General features: G+C 70.1%; 18 protein-coding genes. 11 read left to right on the top strand and 7 right to left on the bottom strand.

Going from position 1 to position 21,904, the window contains the following annotated elements; all coding sequences use genetic code 11:
• Positions 1 to 27: 27 nt before the first annotated feature.
• Positions 28 to 678: an NUDIX hydrolase gene (locus tag SMD20_RS28850; protein ID WP_329587129.1), complete on the top strand. Its 651-nt coding sequence runs from the start codon at positions 28 to 30 to the stop codon at positions 676 to 678.
• A gap of 10 nt (positions 679 to 688) precedes the next feature.
• Here the strand turns inward: SMD20_RS28850 and SMD20_RS28845 are convergent, their stop codons facing one another.
• Positions 689 to 1,201, bottom strand: a complete 513-nt coding sequence (locus SMD20_RS28845) for a HEAT repeat domain-containing protein (protein ID WP_329587126.1) — start codon at positions 1,199 to 1,201, stop codon at positions 689 to 691.
• A gap of 81 nt (positions 1,202 to 1,282) precedes the next feature.
• Between SMD20_RS28845 and SMD20_RS28840 the strand changes: the two genes are divergently transcribed.
• The gene (locus SMD20_RS28840; RefSeq protein WP_329587123.1) at positions 1,283 to 2,473 is read left to right on the top strand and encodes a MarP family serine protease; all 1,191 of its coding nucleotides are present in this window, start codon (positions 1,283 to 1,285) and stop codon (positions 2,471 to 2,473) included.
• A 4-nt stretch (positions 2,474 to 2,477) separates the two neighbouring features.
• Here the strand turns inward: SMD20_RS28840 and SMD20_RS28835 are convergent, their stop codons facing one another.
• The 4 genes from SMD20_RS28835 to acs form a co-directional block, all read right to left on the bottom strand.
• Positions 2,478 to 2,921 carry a DUF309 domain-containing protein gene (locus SMD20_RS28835; RefSeq protein WP_329587120.1) on the bottom strand — a complete coding sequence of 148 codons (444 nt, stop codon included), beginning with the start codon at positions 2,919 to 2,921 and terminating at the stop codon, positions 2,478 to 2,480.
• A 28-nt stretch (positions 2,922 to 2,949) separates the two neighbouring features.
• Entirely contained in the window at positions 2,950 to 3,870 is a 921-nt protein-coding gene (locus SMD20_RS28830) for an alpha/beta fold hydrolase (protein WP_329587118.1), read from the bottom strand.
• Positions 3,860 to 4,327 carry a phage holin family protein gene (locus SMD20_RS28825; protein WP_329587116.1) on the bottom strand — a complete coding sequence of 156 codons (468 nt, stop codon included), beginning with the start codon at positions 4,325 to 4,327 and terminating at the stop codon, positions 3,860 to 3,862. The genes SMD20_RS28830 and SMD20_RS28825 overlap by 11 nt, the downstream gene beginning before the upstream one ends.
• Positions 4,328 to 4,510: 183 nt before the next feature.
• Complete coding sequence (gene acs / locus SMD20_RS28820; protein WP_329587113.1) at positions 4,511 to 6,484, bottom strand: acetate--CoA ligase; 1,974 nt, start codon at positions 6,482 to 6,484, stop codon at positions 4,511 to 4,513.
• A 349-nt stretch (positions 6,485 to 6,833) separates the two neighbouring features.
• On the opposite strand from acs, the gene SMD20_RS28815 reads away from it, so the two are divergent.
• The 8 genes from SMD20_RS28815 (at position 6,834) to SMD20_RS28780 (ending at position 15,130) form a co-directional block, all read left to right on the top strand.
• Positions 6,834 to 7,613 (top strand): oxidoreductase, encoded by a 780-nt coding sequence (locus tag SMD20_RS28815; RefSeq protein WP_329587109.1) that lies wholly within the window; start codon positions 6,834 to 6,836, stop codon positions 7,611 to 7,613.
• An 883-nt stretch (positions 7,614 to 8,496) separates the two neighbouring features.
• Positions 8,497 to 9,549, top strand: a complete 1,053-nt coding sequence (gene ssd, locus SMD20_RS28810) for a septum site-determining protein Ssd (RefSeq protein ID WP_329587106.1) — start codon at positions 8,497 to 8,499, stop codon at positions 9,547 to 9,549.
• 34 nt (positions 9,550 to 9,583) lie between these two features.
• Positions 9,584 to 10,876 carry a TadA family conjugal transfer-associated ATPase gene (locus tag SMD20_RS28805; protein ID WP_329587103.1) on the top strand — a complete coding sequence of 431 codons (1,293 nt, stop codon included), beginning with the start codon at positions 9,584 to 9,586 and terminating at the stop codon, positions 10,874 to 10,876.
• Positions 10,877 to 10,913: 37 nt separating this feature from the next.
• Complete coding sequence (locus tag SMD20_RS28800; RefSeq protein WP_329587101.1) at positions 10,914 to 11,627, top strand: type II secretion system F family protein; 714 nt, start codon at positions 10,914 to 10,916, stop codon at positions 11,625 to 11,627.
• A gap of 566 nt (positions 11,628 to 12,193) precedes the next feature.
• Positions 12,194 to 13,051 (top strand): type II secretion system F family protein, encoded by an 858-nt coding sequence (locus SMD20_RS28795; RefSeq protein WP_329587098.1) that lies wholly within the window; start codon positions 12,194 to 12,196, stop codon positions 13,049 to 13,051.
• Positions 13,052 to 13,571: 520 nt separating this feature from the next.
• Positions 13,572 to 14,084 carry a DUF4244 domain-containing protein gene (locus SMD20_RS28790; protein ID WP_329587096.1) on the top strand — a complete coding sequence of 171 codons (513 nt, stop codon included), beginning with the start codon at positions 13,572 to 13,574 and terminating at the stop codon, positions 14,082 to 14,084.
• Entirely contained in the window at positions 14,081 to 14,455 is a 375-nt protein-coding gene (locus tag SMD20_RS28785) for a TadE family type IV pilus minor pilin (RefSeq protein ID WP_329587093.1), read from the top strand. Before SMD20_RS28790 ends, SMD20_RS28785 begins: the two co-directional genes overlap by 4 nt.
• Positions 14,456 to 14,647: 192 nt before the next feature.
• Entirely contained in the window at positions 14,648 to 15,130 is a 483-nt protein-coding gene (locus tag SMD20_RS28780; RefSeq protein ID WP_329587090.1) for an Rv3654c family TadE-like protein, read from the top strand.
• 415 nt (positions 15,131 to 15,545) lie between these two features.
• Here the strand turns inward: SMD20_RS28780 and SMD20_RS28775 are convergent, their stop codons facing one another.
• Entirely contained in the window at positions 15,546 to 16,103 is a 558-nt protein-coding gene (locus SMD20_RS28775) for a GNAT family N-acetyltransferase (protein ID WP_329587087.1), read from the bottom strand.
• A 782-nt stretch (positions 16,104 to 16,885) separates the two neighbouring features.
• Between SMD20_RS28775 and SMD20_RS28770 the strand changes: the two genes are divergently transcribed.
• A complete protein-coding gene (locus SMD20_RS28770) occupies positions 16,886 to 19,228 on the top strand; it encodes a hypothetical protein (RefSeq protein ID WP_329587084.1) in 2,343 nt (780 codons plus the stop codon).
• An 87-nt stretch (positions 19,229 to 19,315) separates the two neighbouring features.
• Here SMD20_RS28770 and SMD20_RS28765 read toward each other — a convergent pair whose 3' ends face one another.
• Positions 19,316 to 21,643: a DEAD/DEAH box helicase gene (locus tag SMD20_RS28765; protein WP_329587081.1), complete on the bottom strand. Its 2,328-nt coding sequence runs from the start codon at positions 21,641 to 21,643 to the stop codon at positions 19,316 to 19,318.
• Positions 21,644 to 21,904: the final 261 nt, after the last annotated feature.

The following is a 21,904-nucleotide window of genomic DNA, read 5'->3' as shown; positions in this document are numbered from 1 at the left end:
CAGGAGCCCCGGCGTGTTGGAGGATGCGTGACCCAAGTCCCCCATTGGCTGATCCGCCTGGCGGACCAGTCCCAGCGGCTCAGCGTCCCCCGATACCTGCGGCCGCCCGACGGGCGCGGCCGACGCGCGGCGGTGCTCATGCTGTTCGGCGAGGGGCCGTACGGTCCCGACGTGCTGCTCATCCAGCGCAGCAGGCGCGGGCGCAGGCACCCGGGTCAGCCCGCGTTCCCCGGCGGCGGCGTGGACCCCGAGGACGGCGGCCCCGTCGAGGCGGCACTGCGCGAGGCCGAGGAGGAGACCGGGGCCGACCCGCGCGGGGTGCACGTGCTCGGCACCCTCCCCGAGCTCTACCTCCGCCACAGCGACAACCGGGTCACGCCCGTCGTCGCCTGGTGGCGGGAGCCGTCGGCGGTGCACGCGGCCTCACCCGACGAGGTCGACTCGGTCGAGCGGGTGCCGATCGCCGAGCTGGTCGATCCGGCCAACCGGTTCACGCTGCGGCTGCCCACCGGCGACTCGGGGCCGGCGTTCCAGGTGCGGGGCATGCTCGTGTGGGGCTTCACCGCGATGGTGCTCGACCGCACGCTGGGCGCGGGCGGGCTCGACCAGCCGTGGGACACCTCGCGGGTGACGGAGATGCCGCTGGAGGCCCTGGTCCGCGCCGAGCGCGGAGCCTGACGGCCCGCGCTCATCGGCCCGACCACAGGGCGACCCCGAGCGAGGCCCATCCGGCCACGTCGGCGTCGCTGTCGGCGGCCAGCGTCCGCAGCGTCCGCAGCCCTGACGGGTCCGGCGGGTCGCCGAGCACGTGCTGGAGCGCGTACGCGGCCCCGTAACGCACCCGGGGGTCGCGGTGCGCGGCCAGCTCGATCACGGTCGGCAGCGAGCGCGGGTCGGCGAGATGCCCGAAGGCGATCAGCACCGAATAGAGCACCATGGCGTCGTCCTCGCTGGCCGCGAGGTAGCGCAGCACCGGCAGTGTGCGGTCGGCGAACGGCCGCAGCATCCCCATGATGTCCACCCCGAGCAGCCGCTCGGTGACGGTGTCCGCCGCGCACAGCCGGCGGGCCTCGATGAACGACTCCAGGTCGCCGCGCTGACGCAGCACGGAGATCACGTGCCAGCGCAGCGGGCCGTCGGGATCGCTGTCACGCAGCGCGGCCTCGATGAGATCGCGAACTGTTCCCTCGGCCTGCGGCATAGCGCCAAGGTAGCCAGGTGGGTGACGCGGTCCTGGCCGAAGACGTGCACGCTTGACCTTATCCCTGGATACCTTTGAAGCGTGCGCGGTGATCTGCTTGACCTCATCCTGATCGGCCTCGTGGTCGCCTTCGGCATCTCGGGTTACCGTCAGGGCTTCATCATCGGGGCGATGAGCTTCGTGGGGTTCGTCGGCGGCGCCGTGCTCGGGGTCTTCATCGCGCCCCCCGTCTCCCGCGCCGTGGTCGACGGTGACACGCCGCAGGCGCTGCTGGCCATCGTGATCGTGTTCCTGTCGGCCACGATCGGGCAGTTCGCCTCCTCGACGATCGGCGCGGTCGTACGCAGCCACGTCACGTGGGAGCCCGCGAAGGTGGCCGACGCGGTCGGCGGCACCTTCGCCAGCGCGCTGTCGGTGCTGGTCATCGCCTGGCTGATCGGGTCGCTGATCGTCTCCACGTCGTTCACGCCGCTGGTCGACCAGGTCAAGAACTCCGCGCTGCTCACCACCGTCGACGACGCGATCCCGCAGGCGGCGCGCAACTGGCAGGCGCCGTTCAAGAGGTTCATCGACCGCTCGGAGTTCCCGCCGGTCTTCGACGACATCGGCGCGGGGCAGCTCTTCGACGTGCCGCCGCCCGACCAGAGCGTGCTGCAGGGCAACCGGCTCTCCCGGGCCCGCCGCGCCATCGTCAAGGTGCAGGGCGACGCGCAGAGCTGCAACAAGCACATCGAGGGCACCGGCTTCGTCTACGCTCCCGGCCGCATCATGACCAACGCGCACGTCGTCGCCGGCGTCACCCGCGACCTGGAGGTCGTCGACTACAACAACGCCCGCCACCGGGCCACGGTCGTGCGCTACAACCCGCGCCGCGACATCGCCATCCTCCATGTCCCCGGCCTCGACCTGCCGCAGCTCACCTTCGACGGCGAGGGCAGCCGCGGCGACAACGCGATCATCGCCGGGTTCCCCAAGGGCAAGGGCTTCACCGCCGAGCCCGCCCGCATCGGCGGCAAGCTCGACGCCGAGGGCCCCGACATCTACCGCGACACGACGGTGACCCGCAAGGTCTACCAGATCCGCGGCCTCGTGCTCCCCGGCAACTCCGGCGGCCCGCTGCTGACCGTGGACGGCCGCGTGTTCGGCGTGATCTTCGCCGCGGCCGTCAACGAGCAGGAGACCGGCTACGTCCTGACGGCCGAGGAGGTCGCCTCCGACGCCTCGCTCGGCCGCACCGACACCTCGCCGGCCAGCACCCAGAAGTGCGACTGACCGGCTAGTCCGGCAGCTTCTCCAGGATCAGGGCGATCGCCTCGCCCGGGTCGCTGTCCTGGCCCAGGCCGGAGGCGACCTTGCCGACGGCGTCGTACGCGCCGCCGGACGCCTGCACCCGGGCGGCGCCCCGCGCGAACAGCGTCAGCGCGCCGCGCCCGTTGCCGCGCTGGAGGTGCGTGAGCCCGACGCAGATCTGCGCGAGGCCCTGCCACAGCTCGCGCTCCTCCTCCGGGGCGCACTTCCACCGGCCCTCGAACACCTCGTGGGCGTGGAACGGCATCCCCTCGGCCAGGAACCGCCGTCCGTCGGCGAGTGCCTGCTCGGCGGTGGGCGCGTAGTCGTCGGGAACCCTCGGCACGCCGGGCGAGCCGTAGGGGAGCGGCCTGCCGTACGCGTCGCGCGGCCGGGCGTTGCGCGGCCGGCCCTCGGGGTCGCGGTCTCTCATCTCTCATAGGCTTTCTCGTCGGGCTCGCTCACCGGTCGGGCTCTGGGTCGGCCAGCCAGCCGAGCAGCTCGGTGTCGAACGCGTCGGGGATCTCCTCGTGCGGGAAGTGGCCGGCGCCCTCGAACAGCCGCCATCGGTAGGGGGCGGCGACGTACCGGCTCGATCCCTGGGCCGTACGGGGCAGCACGCGCGGATCGAGCGCCCCGTGCAGGTGCAGCGTGGGCGCCTCGATCTCCGCGCGCATGGCGCGGGCGAAGCGCCGCCCGTCGGGCCGGAGCTGGGAGCGGCCGAACCAGCGGTGGTACTCCAGCGCGCAGTGCGCCACGGCAGGGATGCGGAACGCCTCGCGGTAGACCTCCGCCTCCTCGGCCTCCGGCCAGCCCGGCCCCGACCAGTCGTGCAGGAACCGGCCGACCAGCGCGCCGCCCTTGCGGGTGAGCCGGTGCTCCGGGAGCAGCGGCACCTGGAAGCCGAGCGCCTGCCTGCTGGCCTTGAGCTGCCCCATCGGGTCGGTGAGCAGCGCGTTGCGCAGCCGCAGCGGGTGGGGGGCGGACACCGCGACCAGCCGGTGCACGCACTTGGGGTCGAGCACGGCCATCGTCCAGGCCAGCAGCCCGCCCCAGTCGTGCCCGACCACGATCGCCCCGGTCTCGCCCAGCGCGCGGATCAGCCCGGCCGCGTCGGCGGCCAGCGTGGGCAGGTCGTAGCCGCGCGGCGGCTTGTCGCTGCCGCCGTAGCCGCGAAGGTCGGCCGCGACCGCCCGGTAGCCCGCCTTCGGCAGCGAGACGAGCTGGTGCCGCCAGGTCCACCAGAACTGCGGGAACCCGTGCAGCAGCAGGACCAGCGGGCCGTCACCGGCCTCCACGACGTGGAAGCGGGTGCCGCCCGCGTGCACCGCCCGGTGCGTCCAGGGGCCCTCGATCTGGACGACCGACTCGTCAGGTCGCATCTCGGGCCACCGGCTCCCGATCTCGGGTCGCCGGCCGGGCGTCAGGGGCGGTGGCGGGAAGCGTCGCCGCCTCGTCCTCGGGGGTGGCGATCTCCTTGAGCCCCCTGAGCGACGCGGCGGTGCGCTTCATCCCGGCGAGGCCCTTCAGCCGCCGGATCCCGACGAACACCAGCAGACCCGCGACCAGCAGGTAGAACACGGTCACGATGAGGAACGCCGCCCAGTTGGGCAGCCACTGGGCCAGCACGAAGGCGATCGTGAACGAGGCGAGGATCAGGCACAGGTGCGCCATGAACGCCGCGGCGGCGAACAGGCCGCCCGCCATGCCCACCCGTTTGGCGTCGAACCTGAACTCGGCCTTGGCCAGCTCGATCTCCGAGCGGACCAGGGTCGAGATCTGACTGCTCGCCTGGGCGACCAGGGAGCCCAGGGATTCTTCCTCGGGAGTCTGCGGCATGAACGTCTCCTATCGGGGCCCGGGGGCCGTGTCAATCATCATCCAGCGCAGCGCGACGGCCGCTTACTTCCCAAGGACGAGCCGCGCTATCACTCCCAGAACTACCCGATCGGAGAACATAGCGCCGACGCAGAAGGGGCGCACGTCCACGGTGTGTGACATGCGCCCCTTCTATGGAGAGGGTCAGTCGTCCGACTTGGCGGACGGGAGCTTGTCCGAGATGAGGTTCATCACCGTGCTGTCGGCGAGCGTGGTGACGTCGCCGATGCTGCGGTTCTCGGCCACGTCGCGCAGGAGGCGGCGCATGATCTTGCCGGAACGGGTCTTGGGCAGCTCGGGCACCACCAGGATCTGCCGCGGCTTGGCGATCGGGCCGAGCGTCTTGGCCACGTGGTTGCGCAGCTCGGTCGCGATGTCGTCGCTCTCCTCCGCGCTGCCGCGCAGGATCACGAACGACACGATGGCCTGGCCCGTCACCGGGTCCGTCGCGCCCACGACCGCCGCCTCGGCCACCTTCGGGTGGCTGACCAGGGCGCTCTCCACCTCCGTGGTGGAGATGTTGTGCCCGGAGACCAGCATGACGTCGTCGACCCGGCCGAGCAGCCAGAGGTCGCCGTCCTCGTCCTTCTTGGCGCCGTCGCCGGGGAAGTACATCCCGTCGAAACGGCTCCAGTAGGTGTCGATGTAGCGCTGGTCGTCGCCCCAGATCGTGCGCAGCATGGAGGGCCACGGCTCGCGTACGACGAGGAAGCCGCCCCCGCCGTTGGGGACGCTGTTGCCCTGGTCGTCCACCACGTCGGCGGCGACGCCGGGCAGCGGGCGCATCGCGGCGCCCGGCTTGGCGGCGGTGATGCCCGGCAGCGGGCTGATCATGATGGCGCCGGTCTCGGTCTGCCACCACGTGTCGACGACCGGGCAGCGGTCGCCGCCGATGTGCTCGCGGTACCAGACGTACGCCTCCGGGTTGATCGGCTCGCCGACCGAGCCCAGGACCCGCAGGCTGGACATGTCGTACTTGGCGGGGATGTCGTCGCCCCACTTCATGAACGTCCGGATCGCCGTCGGCGCCGTGTAGAGGATCGTGACCTTGTACTTCTGCACGATCTCCCAGAACCGGCCGCGGTGCGGCGTGTCGGGAGTGCCCTCGTAGATGACGCTGGTCGCGCCGTTGGCCAGCGGGCCGTAGACGATGTAGGAGTGACCGGTGACCCAGCCGATGTCCGCCGTGCACCAGTAGATGTCGGTCTCGGGCTTGAGGTCGAAGACCGCGTGGTGCGTCCAGGCCGTCTGCGTCAGGTAGCCGCCGGTCGTGTGCAGGATGCCCTTGGGCTTACCGGTGGTGCCGCTGGTGTAGAGGATGTACAGCGGGTCCTCGGCGTCGTTCGGCTGCGGGGTGTGCTGGTCGCTCTGGCGGTCGACCACGTCGTGCCACCACAGGTCCTTCTCGCCGAACGCGACGTCCTCGCCGGTGCGCCGGACCACGAGGACGTTCTCGACCTGCGGGCACTCGGCGACGGCCTCGTCCACGGTCGGCTTGAGCGCGCTCGGCTTGCCCCGGCGGTAGCCGCCGTCGGCCGTGATCACCAGCTTGGCGTCGGCGTCGTCGATGCGGCTCTTCAGCGCCGTGGCGGAGAAACCGCCGAACACCACCGAGTGGACCGCGCCGATGCGGGCGCAGGCCAGCATCGCGATCGGCAGCTCGGGGATCATCGGCATGTAGATCGCGACCCGGTCTCCCTTGCCCACGCCCAGCTCGGCCAGCGCGTTGGCCGCCTTGCTGACCTCGGTCTTCAGGTCGTTGTAGGTGAGGACGCGGGTGTCGTCCTCCGGCTCGCCCTCCCAGTAATAGGCGACCTTGTCGCCCCGGCCCTCCTCGACGTGGCGGTCCACGCAGTTGTAGGCCACGTTGAGCTCCCCGCCGATGAACCACTTGGCGAAGGGGGCGTTCCACTCCAGGGTCCTGTCCCACCGCTTGGCCCACGTCAGCCGCTCGGCCGCGCGCTCCCAGAAGGCGAGTCGGTCGGCGGCGGCCTCGTCGTACGCGGCGGCGGTCACGTTCGCGGACGCCGCGAGGTCGGCCGGAGGTGCGAACCGGCGGTTCTCCTGCAGCAGATTGGACAGCGCCTGGGTCTCGTTGCCAGGGGTCTCCGGGGCCACCTCGTGCTCCTTCTATGGCCAGGTTGGATAGGTCGTGTCCCACTTCACCAGCTCACGACCCTCACACACAAGAGGTCTAGACAGGTCTGTACCTCGGTGGCGGGGAGCGGGGGCTTGGTTATCCGGTGGGCTTATCTTCGCAATTGAAATGTTGTCATCCTGAAATCCAGAGAATATGCGAACGGGGAGTGGCGGGTTTATGGGCCCCCCGGGTTGAGGGGTTTGGGGGCGTACGGTAAAGGGGGTGCGGCGGCCCTCCCGGACGCTCTGTGTGACGCCGCCCGCCTGCGCCTCTCCACCTCCTGCCTTGCCGCAGGTGGACTGTACCGGCCCGGTAGGGTCAGTCCTCGTGAGTGACCCTTTGGCCGTCATCGCGACCTTCCCCGGCGTGCAGGAGTCCGTGGACGAGGCCCGTCAGTCCGTCGACCGGCTCTACCGCCACCGCGTGCTCCGCCGTGCCAGCCCGGCCGTCTCCACGGAGTCGTCCCTGCGCGGCGCCCGCGCCTCGGCCGCCATCGAGGGCGCGGACGTCCCCTTGGACGCCCTGCGCCGTGACGAGATCCACGACCCGCTGGTCCAGGGCGCCCTGCGCGCGTCCGCCGAGATGGGCAGGCTGGGCCCGACCTGGCGCCGTGCGCCCCGGCAGGTCCTCGCCCGCCTGCACACGGTCGCCGCCGCCGGCCTCGCCCCCGAGGAGGCCCTGGGTCGTCCCAGGTCGGAGGACGACGCCCCCGACCCGTTCGGCCTCGGCCCGGCCCCGGACGCCAAGGAGACGGCCGCACGCATGGACGGACTCATGGACCTCCTCGAACGCCCCACCAAGGCTCCCGCGATCGTGCTGGCGGCCGTGGTGCACGCCGAGCTGGCGGTGTTGCGGCCGTTCGGCGTGATGGACGGCGTGGTGGCGCGCTCGGCCGAGCGGCTGACCCTGGTCGAGTACGGGCTGGACCCGAAGTCGCTGGTGGCCGTGGAGGTGGGGCATCACGAGCTGCCGTACGCGGAGGCGTTGAGGTCGTACCTGAGCGGCACTCCGGAGGGCGTCGCCCAGTGGGTACAGCACTGTGCCTCCGCGGTAAGCCTCGGCGTCCGCGAGACGACCGCCATCTGCGAGGCCATGCAAAGAGGCTGACCGGCCCGCGCCCGGCGGCCGACCGTAACGCACTCCGCCTGCCAAGGACCTGGTAAGACGTCCTACCGACATAGCTGACGGCGTCTCAATACTGAGACGCCGTCTGCCAGTGCATCACGCCGGGTTACCAAGCGTGCACCTGTATCCGTCGGAGCGGGTCAAGCCCGCCACGACGCGCCTCCCGCGGCTGGTCGCACGTGGGTGCCCGGCTGGATGCACCCGGACCAGTGGTCCGTAACACCTTTCTACGTCGGATTCGCCCTGCTGGGAACCCCTCGGGCCAAGACCTTTACCTGACCGCGTACACACCCGCGCCGCAGCCCCGTCCCGCCCGCGCCGGCGCCTTCCCGCCGCCCTGCGGGCCGGGCCCGGCGATCACTCTGCGTGATCTCCTTTATGTGATCGTTATCAGTTCACGAAAAAACTTGGCGAAAATGCGAGATTACTGCTCGACGAAACTCGATCGGATCGGGCAGCATACGTTGGTATCGCCCAGGAACTGGAGCGCACTTGCGCGGGATCGCTTTGCGGGTCCCTTGCCAGGCTGTGGTGAAGTGATGAAAGCTTTCTTCTGAAACGGGACCGGCTCTACCCCCCCGGAGCCGGACCGATCAGGCGACCCCCGCTCTCCCCCCCCGGCGGGGGTCGCCCCTTTTCCCCCGTCTCATCCGCCTCTCCAGGCCCCGCGACCTCCCGGCCTTCCGACGGGTCCTCGTACGCTCAGCCACGGGCGCTGGTGCGCTCACCCATGGGCACTTGGACGCTCATCCACAGGCCCGCGTACGCGAAGCCACCCCATCCACAGAACCCCGTTCGGCCCCTCACCGCACCCACCCTCCACTCCACCCTGGACCTCCCACCACCCACGAACGGGAGGCCCACCTTGCACCGCCCCTTGGTCATCACCGACGACCCCGCCCTGCTCGACGACCTGGTCCGCATAGCGGCGGCAGCCGGCGCCCAGCTCGACGTGGCCCAGCTCCCCGCCCACGCCCGCCCGCACTGGAACCTCGCCCCACTCGTGGCGATAGGCGCAGACCAGGCGGACGCCGTGGCCGCCACCGCACCCCCGCCCCGCGACCAGGTCCTCCTCGTCACCCGCACCCCCGACGACCCCGACACCTGGCGAAGGTGCGTCGCAGCAGGCGCCCAGGCCGTCGTCACCCTCCCCGGCGACGAACGCCACCTCGTCGACCGCTTCGCCGACGCCATGGAGCCGGAGCCTCGCTCAGGCCCGGTGATCTGCGTGGTCGGCGGCCGCGGCGGCGTGGGCGCAAGCGTCCTGTCGGCCTGCCTCGCCCTTCACGCCTCCGGCGGCGCCCAGCTCCACACCCTCCTCGTGGACGCGGATCCGCTGGGCGGCGGCATCGACGCGCTGCTGGGCCACGAGGAAGCGCCGGGAGCCCGATGGGGCGACCTCGTCGCCAGAGAGGGCCGCATCAGCAGCAGCGCCCTGCAGAAGGCTCTGCCCGCGTTCGGCGACCTCGCGATCCTCTCCTTCCACAGGGGCGAGGCGGCACCGATCCCCGCCCAGGCCATGCGCTCGGTCCTCGACGCCGGTCAGCGAGGCTTCGACCTGGTGGTCGTGGACCTCCCACGCCACTTCGACCCGGCCGCCGCCGAGGCCCTCACCAGGGCGAAGACCACCCTGCTGGTGGCCGCGGCGGACGTACGCGGCATCCTCTCCGCGCGCCAGGTCCTGGGCGAAGCCGGCAAGCACACGACGGACCTCCGCACGATCCTCCGCCCGGGCATCGTGGACGCCGACACCGCCACCGCCTCCCTCGGCATCCCCTACGCGGGCACCCTCCCCGACCAGCCCCGGCTCACCGCCACCCTCAACCGCGGCGAGCTCCCCAAACTGGGCCCCCGCACCGCCCTGGGCACCCTCTGTGGCTCCCTCCTCCAAGACCTCCTCACCCCTGTGAACGCTTAAGGCCGCACTTCCCCCCACCGAACAGGCACCTCACATGACGCCACCCCACACCCACCCCGACGAGCCCGCCCAGGCCACCAAAACCCCGCTCAGCACCACCACCTGGCCGGCCACGAGTCCGCCTGCAGCACCCCCACCACCCGTGTCTCCCGAGCTCGTCGAGGCCGTCCGCGTACGCCTCGCCCGCACCGGCGCCGAACCCAGTGCCGCCCAGGTCGCCGTAGCCCTGCGCGCGGAGAAGGCGGTCTACGGCGACGCCGAGATCCTCGCCGTCGCCCGTGCCCTCTGCGCGGACCTGATCGGAGCCGGCCCCTTGGAGCCGCTCCTCGCCCGCCCGGACGTCACAGACGTCCTCGTCAACGGCCCGGACGAGGTATGGCTGGACGACGGCACCGGCCTCAGCCGCACCACCATCCGCTTCACCGACGACGCCGCCGTACGCCGCCTCGCCCAGCGCCTCGCCGCCGCCGCGGGACGACGTCTGGACGACGCCTCGCCTTACGTGGACGCGAGACTCGCGGGCGGCGTACGCCTCCACGCCGTGCTTCCGCCCATAGCCCCCGAAGGCACCTGCCTGTCCCTGCGCCTGCCGCCACGCCGTACGTTCACCCTGCACGACCTCGTCACGGCGGGCACGATCACGCAGTCGGCCGTCGCGATGCTCACGGCGATGGTGTCCGCCAGGCTGGCCTTCCTGGTGACCGGCGGCACGGGCACAGGCAAGACGACCCTGCTCTCGGGACTCCTCTCCCTGGCCGACCCGGGCGAACGCCTCCTCCTCGTGGAGGACTCGGCCGAACTCCGCCCCTTCCACCCTCACGTGGTCCGCCTCGAAACCCGTCCGCCGAACCTGGAGGGCGCCGGCGGCGTGAACCTACGCGACCTGGTGCGCCAGGCCCTGCGCATGCGCCCCGACCGCCTCGTGGTGGGCGAGGTCAGGGGTGCCGAGGTCGTGGACCTGCTGGCCGCCCTCAACACGGGCCACGAGGGCGGATGCGGCACGCTTCACGCGAACACCGCCGCCGACGTGCCACCCCGCCTGGAAGCTCTGGGCTGCGCGGCCGGGCTGAGCCGCGAGGCCGTCCACAGTCAACTGGCCGCCGCCCTGGACGCCGTCATCCACCTGACCCGCGACCGCCACAACGGCCGACGACGCATCGCCGAGATCTGCCTGCTCACCCGGACATCCACAGGCCTCGTCGAGTCCCTCCCCGCCGTGACCTTCGACCCGTCCGGCAACACCCACCTCGGCCCCGGCTACGAAGCCTTCTCCCACGCCGTACGCCCTCGCCCCTGCCCTCCTGACCACCAGCCCGTGAGCGCATAGGCGCACCCATGACCCCTGACCCGCGAAGGAAGGAACCATGCCGACCGCCGTCTGGCTGGCCGCGTTGTCCACAGGCTTCGCCGTATGGCTGTGGACAACTCCCGCCAGCGCCACAACACGCCTGGCCAAGCTCACGGCGTTCGCCAAACCGTACCAATCCCCCCCTTTCCGGACTCTCCTCCGCGCTCCACAAAGCCCGAAACGCCGTACCGAAGCCTGGCGACTGGCCTCAATCGAGCTCTGCCAGGCCCTCTCCGCCGAACTATCCACAGGCCGCACCCCGGGCGAGGCCCTGACCAGGGCGATGTCGGCAATCACCGTCCCAGACCCCGATCTCCTGCGTCCGGTCCTCGCCGCGGCCAGAGACGGCGGCGACGTCCCGGCGGCCCTCACGAACGCGGCCCCGCCACAGGGCGGCGAGGGCTTCCGCCAATTGGCGGCCTGCTGGCAGGTGAGCATCACCGCGGGAGCTGGCCTCGCCGCCCTGACGGACCGCGTCGCCGCCACGTTACGCACAGCCCAGCTCCACAGCCAGGACGTATCCGCTCAGCTCGCAGGCCCACGGACCACGGCCAAGATGCTCGCCGTCCTCCCCGTGCTGGGCCTCCTCATGGCCGCCACGCTGAACATGCATCCCCTGCGCTTCCTGCTCGGCAGCCTCCCAGGCGTCACCTGCCTGGCGACCGGCATCACCCTGAACGCCTGCGGCCTGTGGTGGACCCACCAGATGTCCACCAAAGCCGAACGCTGACAACCACCCCCTCAACACCCCCACCCACCGCCCTCCGGGGACTCCCATCCGCCGCCCTTTGCGGACTTCCATCGCCGCCTTCCGGGATCCCACCCGCCGCCCTTTGGGGACTCTCGTCCGCCGCCCTTTGCGGACTTCCATCGCCGCCCTCCGGGGACTTCCACCCACCGCCCCTCCGAGGGCCTCCATCCGCCGCAACCCCTCCAATGCGCGAATCAGAACCGATCGCGCCTGGTGGGCCGATGGTGCCGCCGCCGAGCGGGTCGGGTCGCCATGGGCGGATCGCGCCGCCGAGCGGTTGGGCCGCCGTGGTTGGGTGGATCGCACCACCGCCAAGCAGGCCGGGCACTGTGAGCCGATCGCCCCGCGGTGCTGGTCGGCCGGGGGAGCGGGTGCTGCTGCGCTGACCGGGCGGGGTGCGGGGCTCCGACCGGCACCAGCACCAACCGCTCGTCGCCCAGCGCAACTCGGGCCTTAACACCGCCGGCTGCACCGACCAGTCGCGCCTACCACCTCGACCGACGGGACCCCCATTGCTCCCTTTGCTGTCCGCGCTATGCGCCGCCATGGCCATCTGGTTCTGGCTCCCCTCACACACGCCCCAGGAACGCCTGACCCGCCTGAAGCCACCCGTGAGCCCGGACGACCAGCGAACCCTGAACCTGCCCCCAGGCCTTCACCACCGTCGAAGTCCGAACCCCAAATCCCGCACCCACGCCCACGCCCACGCCGCGGCGCTCGATCCCGTAACCACCACACACCCTGCCGACACCGAGCCGCCCCCGACATGGCTGGACCAGCTCGGCAAACGCCCTAGTCCGGGTGTCAGCCGAAAGACCATCCTCATCGCGACCTCGGCGGGTCTGGCGATCGCCGTCTTGATCGGCGGCGCCATCGGCGTGATGGTAGGACTTCTCATAACTCCCGCTACTGGCATCTACCTGCACAAGAGACAACCCACGCGGTCACAACAGGACCAGCAGCAGATCCTGACCGACCTTCCCTTCGCTGCCGACCTGATGACCGCTGGCCTCCTGGCGGGCTGCCCGGTCAGCGCCGCCACCGAGATCGCCGCCAACGCGATAGGGGGCCCTCTCGGCCAGCGTCTCGGCTGGGTGAGCACTCAGCTGCGGCTTGGCGCGGACGCGGAACCCACCTGGGCCCTCCTGGCAAAGGATCCCGCGTTAGGGCAGCTCTCCCGAACCATGATCAGAGCCACCCAAAGCGGCACCCCCGTAGCCGATGCCCTGACCCGCCTGGCAGACGACGCCCGCGACGCGTCCAGGGCCGCCGCTGCGGCGGCAGCGAGGCGCGTCGGGGTCAAGGCGGTGGCCCCTCTGGGCTTGTGCTTCCTCCCGGCGTTCGTCCTCCTGGGCATAGTCCCGGTGGTGGCCGACCTCGCCTCCGCCCTCATCCTCCCGTAGCCGCACTACCTCCCATCGCCACGCAACGATGACCGACAACCCGGCACTTCGCCTTGCACCAGCACCAGGCCGCACCGCGTCTAACACCAGGCCACCACCACTGGACACCGTCAGCGCCACAAGGGACAGCCGTGCCAGCTCAGGTCTCAGCACGCGCCCCTTCCCGTAATCACGCCGCCTCCCGTAGCCGCGCCAAATCCCGCAGCCGCGCAGCGATGACCGGCAACCCGGCAGTCCGCCTTACGCAACCTCCAGGCCGCACCACGCCTCACATCAAGCCACCACCACTGGACACCGTCAGCGCCACAAGGGACAGCCGTGCCAGCTCAGGTCTCAGCCCGCCACCCCCTTGCCAGGGCCTCACACGGATGCCCCCTGTTCGCATCCTCTCCTGATCACCTGAGACATGCTCGGCGCACCGTTATCCACAGAACGCCGCTCGGCGACTTCCGCCGGCTCGATCTCGACGAACCTGTAACCCGCCGGGCAGAACCGGCTCCACCAAGCACCTGGAGGCACCATGCACAGCCCTGCCCCCACACCGGACGCCACCACGTACGTCCCAGAAGCCGCCGCTACTCCACCCCCACCCACCACCGCCCTGAAGCGAAACCACGACAGCCTCACTCAGCCTCCGACCAGTCGCTCCGCCCCAAGAGCAAGCCGCGCCCTCGCAGCCCATGACGACACCACGACCACAGCCCCGACATCCCCTGTGCACACAGCCCCGACGCCCGAACACACAGCACCCAAGACGGGCGACCTCCAGGCGCCCTCGGCTGGCGGCCCCGGCACTGACGGCCACACCACACGCGCGAGAAACCCCAGGCACCCGAGCCCCCACCCTCGCTCCAACAAATGGCTGCACTACGCGGCCACAAACCGCGAGCGCGGTATGTCCACCGCCGAATACGCCGTAGGAACCATCGCGGCCTGCGCGTTCGCGGCACTCCTCATGAAGATCGTCAGCGGCACAGAAGTCGCGGACCTGCTCACCGGCATCATCAGCCGAGCACTGAAAACGGACGCGTGAGGTTTCGCCCGAGACCGCTTCTCCGAGGCGCTTCAGCAGCGCGAGGCTCTGTGACCGCTGAGACCGCAGCTGTGCTTCCGGCGCTGATGATCGTCTTGGCAGCCGGTCTATGGGCCATCCAGTCCGTCGCCATCCAGCTCGAATGCGTGGACGCGGCCCGCGCCGCAGCCCGGGCCGCCGCGAGAGGCGAGCCATTGGAGGAGGTCCGCGCGGTCGCCATCACGGCCACCAGCGCGGACGCGCAAGTAGACATCAGCCGCGACCCGAAGACGACGAAAGTTCAGATCGCCGTTCAAGTGAGACCAGCATGGGGTTCGGCATTCCCGCCAGTACGCGTATCCGCTTCTGCCTTCGCCGACACAGAGCCATAGCGGAGATTCATCGCATCTGCCCGCAAGCGTTGCCGCATCGTCGCGACCACGGGGCCAGCTGACGTGTGCCCACGTCATCACTCCACCTGGTGGTGAAGCACGCCGCCATGGCCCCGTGGCCCACGCTTCACGTCAGCTGAGCCGAGAAGGGCGTCATCACCTCCGCCGAAAGACATTCCGCACGAGCCGCGAATGAAGGGAAGTCAGGTGCAAGGAGTGGCACGAGAACGGCCGTATGACGGACGGCGTCCGTCGCAGCCCTGCCAGCGAAGACGAGCACAATCCACTGCGCCTCGGCGGCTGTGGATCGTCACACGAAGGGATGATGCCGATGCTGGCGAACGCGGTTCCGCCACCCTGTGGGGCGTGGCGCTGATGGGGCTCTTGATGGCCGTTGCCACGGCCTTCGCCACGGTGGGCACTGCGCGGGTGGCCCGCCACCGCGTGAACGACGCGGCCGACCTCAGCGCTTTGGCGGCCGCCCGGCTCGCGCTGCTCGATCCGCAGGAGGCGTGCGCCCGAGCCGGCGCGCTGGCAGCCGACAACGGTGTCGAGATGACCCGATGCGAGATCAGCGGCGAGGTAGCCGATGTCTGGACCGCTCTGTCGATCTCGCTACCGGTCGTAGGCACCGGGACTGTCAGGGGCAGAGCCCGAGCAGGCCCGGCCCCGTGACCGGACAGCATCACCAGCACGCCGTCGCCGGAGTCGATCAGCTTGGCAGCCAGCGCCTGGATGATGCACAGGGAGCCGAGCACACTGACGTCGTACATGCGCTGCCAGTCGGCGAGTCGCCCCTCGGCCTGGCCACCGGCTCCAGGCCGAGCGCGCCGGAGCGAAAAGCCACAGGCCGGTCATATCAGGAAGAACGCGGCGATATCAGCGCTCTGGGCGAGAGGTGCGCCGAGAGGTAACGAGTCGACGTGATGGTGGACAAGGACCCGAGCTGACTCGATCAACCAGGGTCTGATCAATCAGGGCATGAAGACGAAGTTGAGCACGAACGGCAGTCGGTGGCCTGGGAAGCACGAGAAGCTGGCTCGCCTGTCTGAGGGCCGCCGCGTTGAGACTGATGTGTTGATGACTGAGATCAGATTCGGAACATGGACAAGGGCGCCGTGCAGAGCGTCTGCTCGGCGTCGAACTCCTCGAACGTGCTGACGGGGCGGAAACCAAGGCGGGCGGCGAGTTTCAGAGATCGCTGGTTCGCCGTCTGGGTCACGATCAGGACCGGCTGGTCGGGAAGTTCGTCAGCTGCGGCGCGCAACGCCGCCGTTGCGGCCTCGTACGCGAAGCCGGCGCCCCACGCACTGCGCCGCAGCACATAGCCCAGTTCCAGTTCCCCGCCACCCTCGGTGACATGTCCGGGACGATCGGCCGATCGGCGGGCGAGCATCAATGTGCCGATGAGCCGGTTGGTCGTGTTCTCCGCGATGACGAAATTGCCAGGTCTGGGGGTCGAGTTCGCGATGCTCGTATCGAAGTGCTGCTCGACCTCCCTCCGAGGGCGGGGGCCACCGAGGTATGCCTGAACCTCGGGATCGGTCATGAGCTCGATGAGACCGTCACGGTCGGTGGGGTGCACTTTGCGCAGCAGGAGTCGTTCCGACGTGACTTCCGTGGCGGACAGCGTGGGCGATTGGCTCATGGGCTTGTGATCATAGAACGCGCAGTACTTCTCGGCGCCGGCTGGGGCGGTTGCACTCGTCCGCGTCCGTGCCTGGCGTAGACGTGCATCTGGTCGGTCTCCCGGACGCGCCGTCGGTTCGCGATCGCGCGCGTCTCGGCCAGTCGGGGCATGGAGCTTTCGATGACGCGGGTGTGTGGCGGTGATGGTCAGGTGGCATGCCTTTCCTGGCCAACGGGTTATTAGCTGAATCGCCGGCTATGGAGGCGTGAAAGCGTAATCCCAGAGAATTAGGCGGGTTTTTTTATGGGTGCGCGGATGGGTGATCGGTTTTGTCGACAAGCGTCTTGTCGCGGAGATCATCAGTGTGGTGCCGGTTTCGGTTGATGAGTGCTGTGGGGTGAGGTGCTGAGGTATAGGACATGCTCATAAGGCAGTTTTGGTGCTGCTGAATGGGGGTCTAGTCGGCGGTGTTCGGTGTGGCTTGTAAGAAGGGTTTGCTGGTGGTGGCGGATGTGGTGAAGAACGGTTGCTTTTGGGGTTTGTGGGGCTAGGTCGCAATCAAGTCACGACTTCTTGGACTTGGTGTCCAAGAGTCTGCTTGCTCACGTAACGTTCCGCTTACCCGCGGTCCATGCCGTTCTTGATGAAGGGTCTGGGAGAGCCGGAACGGTGTCGCTAGGGTGCGGGGCCGGGGGCGGTCGGTGACCGTATCGCCGGGCGAACTGCACTTCCGGTCGTCGCTTGACTCGCTCCTCGCGAGTGGGCCGGGTGGCGCGAGTCTCTCGATGGAGGGAAGCGTCGTGACGGTAGTTGGCAGAGTGGTGGCCGCGGGGATCGTCGCGGTGGGGTCCATGATGTTCGGTGGATCCGCTCATGCGGCCGTGACGGTGGGAAGCGGGGCCTCCGGGCAGATCACCTCGCCGTCGGACGGACAGGTCGTCTCCGGGTCGTCGGTCACCATTTCCGCACGTACGGGGCTTATGCAACTGCGCATGGGGCTGTACGTCGACGGGCCGTCCACCGGTTCGGTGAAAGTGGCCGGCGGGGGCGCCAACCAGACCATCTCCGGGACGTTCGACGCCGGCAGCGCCCCGAACGGGACCTTCACCGTGACCCTCAAGGGGGAGATCACCGGCACCAGGTACGACAGCAGCACCTTCAAACTGCGGCGGCCCGCCGAGACGCCGAGCAATGTGAGCGCCGATCTCCAGGGCACCACGAAGGTCGTCGTGACCTGGAGCAAGGGCGCCGAGCCCGATCTGCAGACGTACCAGGTGTCCAACACGCAGTCGGGGGTCGTGGGGCGGCTGGCGGCGGACAACGCGTGCAGCGGTGGGTCGTGCAAGGCGGTGCTCGCGGTGCCGGCCAAGGCGGCGGGGCAGAAGGTGGGATTCACGGTCAGGGCGTTCCGGAGCGACGGTGACGGAGGGTCGGTCGGGTCGGGCGAGTCGGGCACCGCCTACGTCAGCGTGCCCGCTCCGCCTGCCGCCCAGCCGAAGAAGGAAGTCAACAAGACGCGGCAGGCGCCCAAGACATCCGAGAGGGTCGATCCGCTGCCGACGCTGCCCGCCAAGAAGCAGACTCAGCCCACGCGCAAGGCGACGGCTCACCGGCCGAAGGTGACGGCCAAGGTGCCTGCGATCCCCGACACGGACACGAAGGGCAATCTGCCTATTCCGACTGCTGATGAGCGGCAGGGAGAAGGGGAAAAAGACGGCCTGACGCCATCAGGTGGGAACGGCGAGGGTCGGAGCGACCAGGGCGAGGGCGGTTCGGACACCGCGTCCGTGCAGGTGAATGGCGTGAAGGCGCAGTCGGGCGAGTCTGTGTTGGGGGACGTCGGGCAGTACGGGCTGTATGTCGCGGGTGGGCTGCTTCTGCTGCTGCTCGGAGCGCATGCCGGAGCTTGGGCTCGGCGGCGGGCGCTGGCTGCCGAGGGAGGAAGGGGCGGGAGTTCGCAGGCCCTGAGAACGGGCCCGGCGCCGACGGCGAGGGGCACTTCTGCTGCTTCTGCTTCTGCTCCTGCTTCGAGGGCGGCAGCGGGTGCCGGCGTTTCGTGGACCGGGACCGAGGTCGGCCTTTCGGGGGCAGGTGCCTCGCGTGATGAAGGTGGAGAAGGGGCGGCCGGGGTGACGCCTCGGCGTCGGCCCGCGGTGATCCTTGCGGTGGCGAAGACGCGGATGCCGCAGGGGCCGCAGGCGGCTGATGGGCAGGCTTCGGCTTCCGGCGGAGCTTCCAGTAATGGTGATTCGTCGCCTATGCCTGCTGGTTGGCAGGGAGCGGGTGCGGGAGGCGGCGCGGCACTCCCGGGCGGTGGTCAGGGATTGCGGCAGGTGTCTGCGATGCCGGGGTTAGAGGCTGGCGGGGCGAACATCGCCTCTGTTGCGGATGCTGCTCCTGCGCGAGGGGTGCTTCCGGTAGATGCTGGTTCGGCGCATCTGGTTCCGCCGGCTGTCGGTCGTCCAGATGTCCAGGGTGATCAGGGCTACAAAGGTGTGCAGAGTCACGGCGGTGGTCAGAGGCATGGCGGTGACTTGAGCAAGGGAGGCCCTGGCTATGGCTATGCAGGTGGTCAGGGCCGCGAAGGGGGCGCGGCTGATCACGGTGGACGTGGTGGGCGGCAGGAGCCGGTACGGATTGCGTTGCCCAGTTCGGCGGTGATCGAGGTGCCTGAGCCGGCCGCGGCGGCGGCGCAGCGGCCTGCTGTGCGGATCGAGGAGCGGTGGGATGACTATCTGCCGCCTTCGCCTCGGTCCATGGAGGACAGTGGGTTCTGGGAGCGGCCGCAGCCCGGAGCGCTGGATTTCTGGGCGCCGGATGATGAGGGCGCGGAGGCTGGGACGAGTCTCGGCGCCGGAGGTGCTGGGACGATCCATGCCGGTGGTGCTGGGGCGGCCATCCACGCCGGTGGTGCTGGTGGTGCCGTGACGGGCGGTCCTGGTGGTGCTGCCGGTGCTGTGACAGGTGGTTCTGGTGTTGGTGGGGATGCTGCCAGGGGCAGTGCTGGCAGTGGCGCTGGCGGTGCTGTCGATGGTGGTGGTGCCGTGGACAGGCCTGCTGGTGCCGGTGGTGGGGCGAGTGGTTCTGGTGGTGTCGGTACGTCCGCCTATGCGGGGCGTCGGCACGAGGGCGGGCTCAGTTAGGGACTCTGGTCGGGTGGTGAGCACGGCGGTCCGAGCCGCCGGGGGCTGTTTGTGGGTGGCGCTCCAGGCGGGCTCGGTGGTGCTGGGTCAGCCGGTGGTGAGCAGAGTGTTCAGGAGGCGGATGGCGCCCCGTTTGTCCAGGGGCTCGTTGCCGTTGCCGCACTTGGGTGACTGGATGCAGGACGGGCAGCCGCGTTCGCACTCGCAGGAGGTGATCGCCTCGCGGGTGGCCGTCAGCCAGTCGTTCGCCCGGGCGTAGCCGCGTTCGGCGAATCCGGCGCCGCCCTCGTGGCCGTCGTACACGAAGACCGTCAGCAGGCCCGTGTCGGCGTGCAGTTCGGTGGAGACGCCGCCGATGTCCCAGCGGTCGCAGGTGGCGAACAGGGGGAGGAGGCCGATGGAGGCGTGTTCGGCGGCGTGGGCCGCGCCGCCGAGGTCGATGCCCGCCTCCGCGAGTGGGGCCACGGCCGACGCGGGAAGGGTCCACCAGACGGCGCGGGTGCGGAGGGTGCGAGGTGGCAGGTCAAGGGGCTCGTCGCCGAGCATCTCGCCCGACTGGAAGCGCCTCTTGAGGTACGAGACCACCTGCCTGGTCACCTCGACCTCGCCGAAGTGCAGCGTGCCCTGTCCCAAGGGGTGGGAGCGCTGGGTGGAAAGGATGGAGATGTCGGTGATGTCGCGGGCGAACGTCGAGTAGTCGGGATTGGCGGCCGTGACCAGGGCCACGGCGGCTTCCAGGTCGAGTGCCTCCACGAGGAACGTCTCGCCCTGGTGGATGTAGACCGCGCCCGTGTGGACGGTGGTGTGGGCGGAGGGCTCGTCCACGCTGCCGAGGAGGCGGCCGGTGTTCGCCTCCACGACGTGGATGAGCGACCCGCCGCCGCCGCGGATGTCGGCGAGGTCGGTGGGGCGTTCGCGCCTGGTCCAGAACCAGCCGGTCGGACGGGCGCGGAGCATGCCCTGGTTCACCAGGTCGTCGAGGACGTCGGTGGTGGTCGGGCCGAAGATGGGCAGATCGGCCTCGGTCAGCGGGATCTCGGCGGCTGCGGCGCACAGGTGGGGGCCCAGGACGTACGGGTTGCCGGGGTCCAGGACGATCGCCTCCACCGGCTGGCCGAACAGGGCCTGCGGGTGGTGGACGAGGTAGGTGTCCAGAGGGTCGTCCCTGGCGATCAGGACGGCCAGGGCGTCCTGGCCGTCGCGGCCCGCGCGGCCCGCCTGCTGCCAGAGGCTGGCCCTGGTGCCGGGCCAGCCGGCGATGAGGACGGCGTCGAGGCCGGAGACGTCGACGCCGAGTTCGAGGGCGTTCGTGGTGGCCAGGCCCATGATGGTGCCGTCGCGGAGCGCCTTCTCCAGGACGCGGCGGTCTTCGGCGAGGTAGCCGGCGCGGTAGGCGGCGATCTTGTCGGGGAGGTTGGAGAGGTCGGAAATGTCGGGCAAGGCCCAGGACAGGGGGTTCTCGGGCGCGCTGTGGGAGGGGGCGCGGCCGGGGCTGTCGTCGGGGGCGTGGTCGGGGTGGTTGTTGGGGTTTTGGTCGAGGGTGTCGTTGAGGGGCGTGTCAGACGGCGGGTGGGTGGCCCGAGGGGGCGTGGTCGGTTTTGCGGCCTCTGGGCGGTGGGTGGCCGGGGGCGGGGGGAGCGGGGAGCCGGTGTACGGCATGGAGCCGGTGTACGGCATGGAGAAGGCCACGTCGGCGAGTTTCGCGCGGGCGGTCAGCGCGACCGTCTCGGCGCCGCGCCGGGAGCGGACGAAGGCCAAGGTGCGGACATCGGCCAGCACGAGATCGGCCAGCATGTCGGCGGCCTCCGCCGTGGCCGTACGCCGCACCGGCGCCCCTCCCTCGCCCCGTAGCTCGGTCAGCGGCGGCTCCCACAGCGCGATGGTGGTGGAACCCTTGGGAGAGGCGTCCACGGTCACCTCGTCCATCTCAAGCCCCGTCAGCCTCATCGCGAACGCCCCCGGCTCACTCGCCGTCGCCGAGGCGAGCAGGAACGTGGGCGTCGAGCCGTACCGTGCGCACACCCGGCGGAGCCGGCGCAGGATCTGGGCGACGTGGGAGCCGAACACACCTCGGTAGCCATGGCACTCGTCCACGACGACCAGGCGCAGCCGCCGGAAGAACGACATCCAGCTCGCGTGCCTGGGCAGGACGCTCCGGTGGAGCATGTCGGGATTGGTCAGGACGTAATTGGCGTGTCGGCGTATCCAGGTGCGTTCCTCGAACGGCGTGTCGCCGTCGTACGTGGCCGCCCGCACCTGCGTGATGTGCAGTTCGCGGAGCCCGCGCAGCTGGTCGGCGGCCAGGGCCTTGGTCGGCGTCAGGTAGAGCACCGTCCCGCCGTCGAGGCAGGACGCGACCGCCGGAGTGAGGTACGCCAAGGACTTCCCGGACGCCGTGCCCGTCGAAACGATCACGTTTCGGCCACGGAATGCCAGGTCGGCGGCCTCGTACTGGTGTGGCCAGAGCCCCGTCACTCCGCGGTTCGCCAAGCGCGTAACCAGCACGTCCGGCGCCCAATCGGGCCAGCCGACTTGACCAGCCTGACGTGCTGGAACATGCTCCACATGGGTGACGCGCTCATGACGTGCGGGAACACCGAGCAGGTGGCGGAGGAGTGGACCTGCCTGTTCTGGGGAGGATGCGGAGGAAGTCACTGTTTCCAGTCTTGCATCAGT

The organism is Nonomuraea sp. LP-02 (assembly GCF_036289125.1).
Lineage (GTDB): Bacteria > Actinomycetota > Actinomycetes > Streptosporangiales > Streptosporangiaceae > Nonomuraea > Nonomuraea bangladeshensis.
This window is presented reverse-complemented; position numbering and strand designations above follow the sequence as displayed.

What these genes read in the sequence shown, in the direction of transcription:
- SMD20_RS28845 (WP_329587126.1), bottom strand. Translation starts at nt 1,201, where the DNA reads ATGCCGCAGGCCGAGGGAACAGTTCGCGATCTCATCGAGGCCGCGCTG.
- SMD20_RS28835 (WP_329587120.1), bottom strand. Translation starts at nt 2,921, where the DNA reads ATGAGAGACCGCGACCCCGAGGGCCGGCCGCGCAACGCCCGGCCGCGC.
- SMD20_RS28830 (WP_329587118.1), bottom strand. Translation starts at nt 3,870, where the DNA reads ATGCGACCTGACGAGTCGGTCGTCCAGATCGAGGGCCCCTGGACGCAC.
- SMD20_RS28825 (WP_329587116.1), bottom strand. Translation starts at nt 4,327, where the DNA reads ATGCCGCAGACTCCCGAGGAAGAATCCCTGGGCTCCCTGGTCGCCCAG.
- SMD20_RS28805 (WP_329587103.1), top strand. Translation starts at nt 9,584, where the DNA reads ATGACGCCACCCCACACCCACCCCGACGAGCCCGCCCAGGCCACCAAA.
- SMD20_RS28800 (WP_329587101.1), top strand. Translation starts at nt 10,914, where the DNA reads ATGCCGACCGCCGTCTGGCTGGCCGCGTTGTCCACAGGCTTCGCCGTA.
- SMD20_RS28795 (WP_329587098.1), top strand. Translation starts at nt 12,194, where the DNA reads ATGGCCATCTGGTTCTGGCTCCCCTCACACACGCCCCAGGAACGCCTG.
- SMD20_RS28790 (WP_329587096.1), top strand. Translation starts at nt 13,572, where the DNA reads ATGCACAGCCCTGCCCCCACACCGGACGCCACCACGTACGTCCCAGAA.
- SMD20_RS28780 (WP_329587090.1), top strand. Translation starts at nt 14,648, where the DNA reads ATGAAGGGAAGTCAGGTGCAAGGAGTGGCACGAGAACGGCCGTATGAC.
- SMD20_RS28775 (WP_329587087.1), bottom strand. Translation starts at nt 16,103, where the DNA reads ATGAGCCAATCGCCCACGCTGTCCGCCACGGAAGTCACGTCGGAACGA.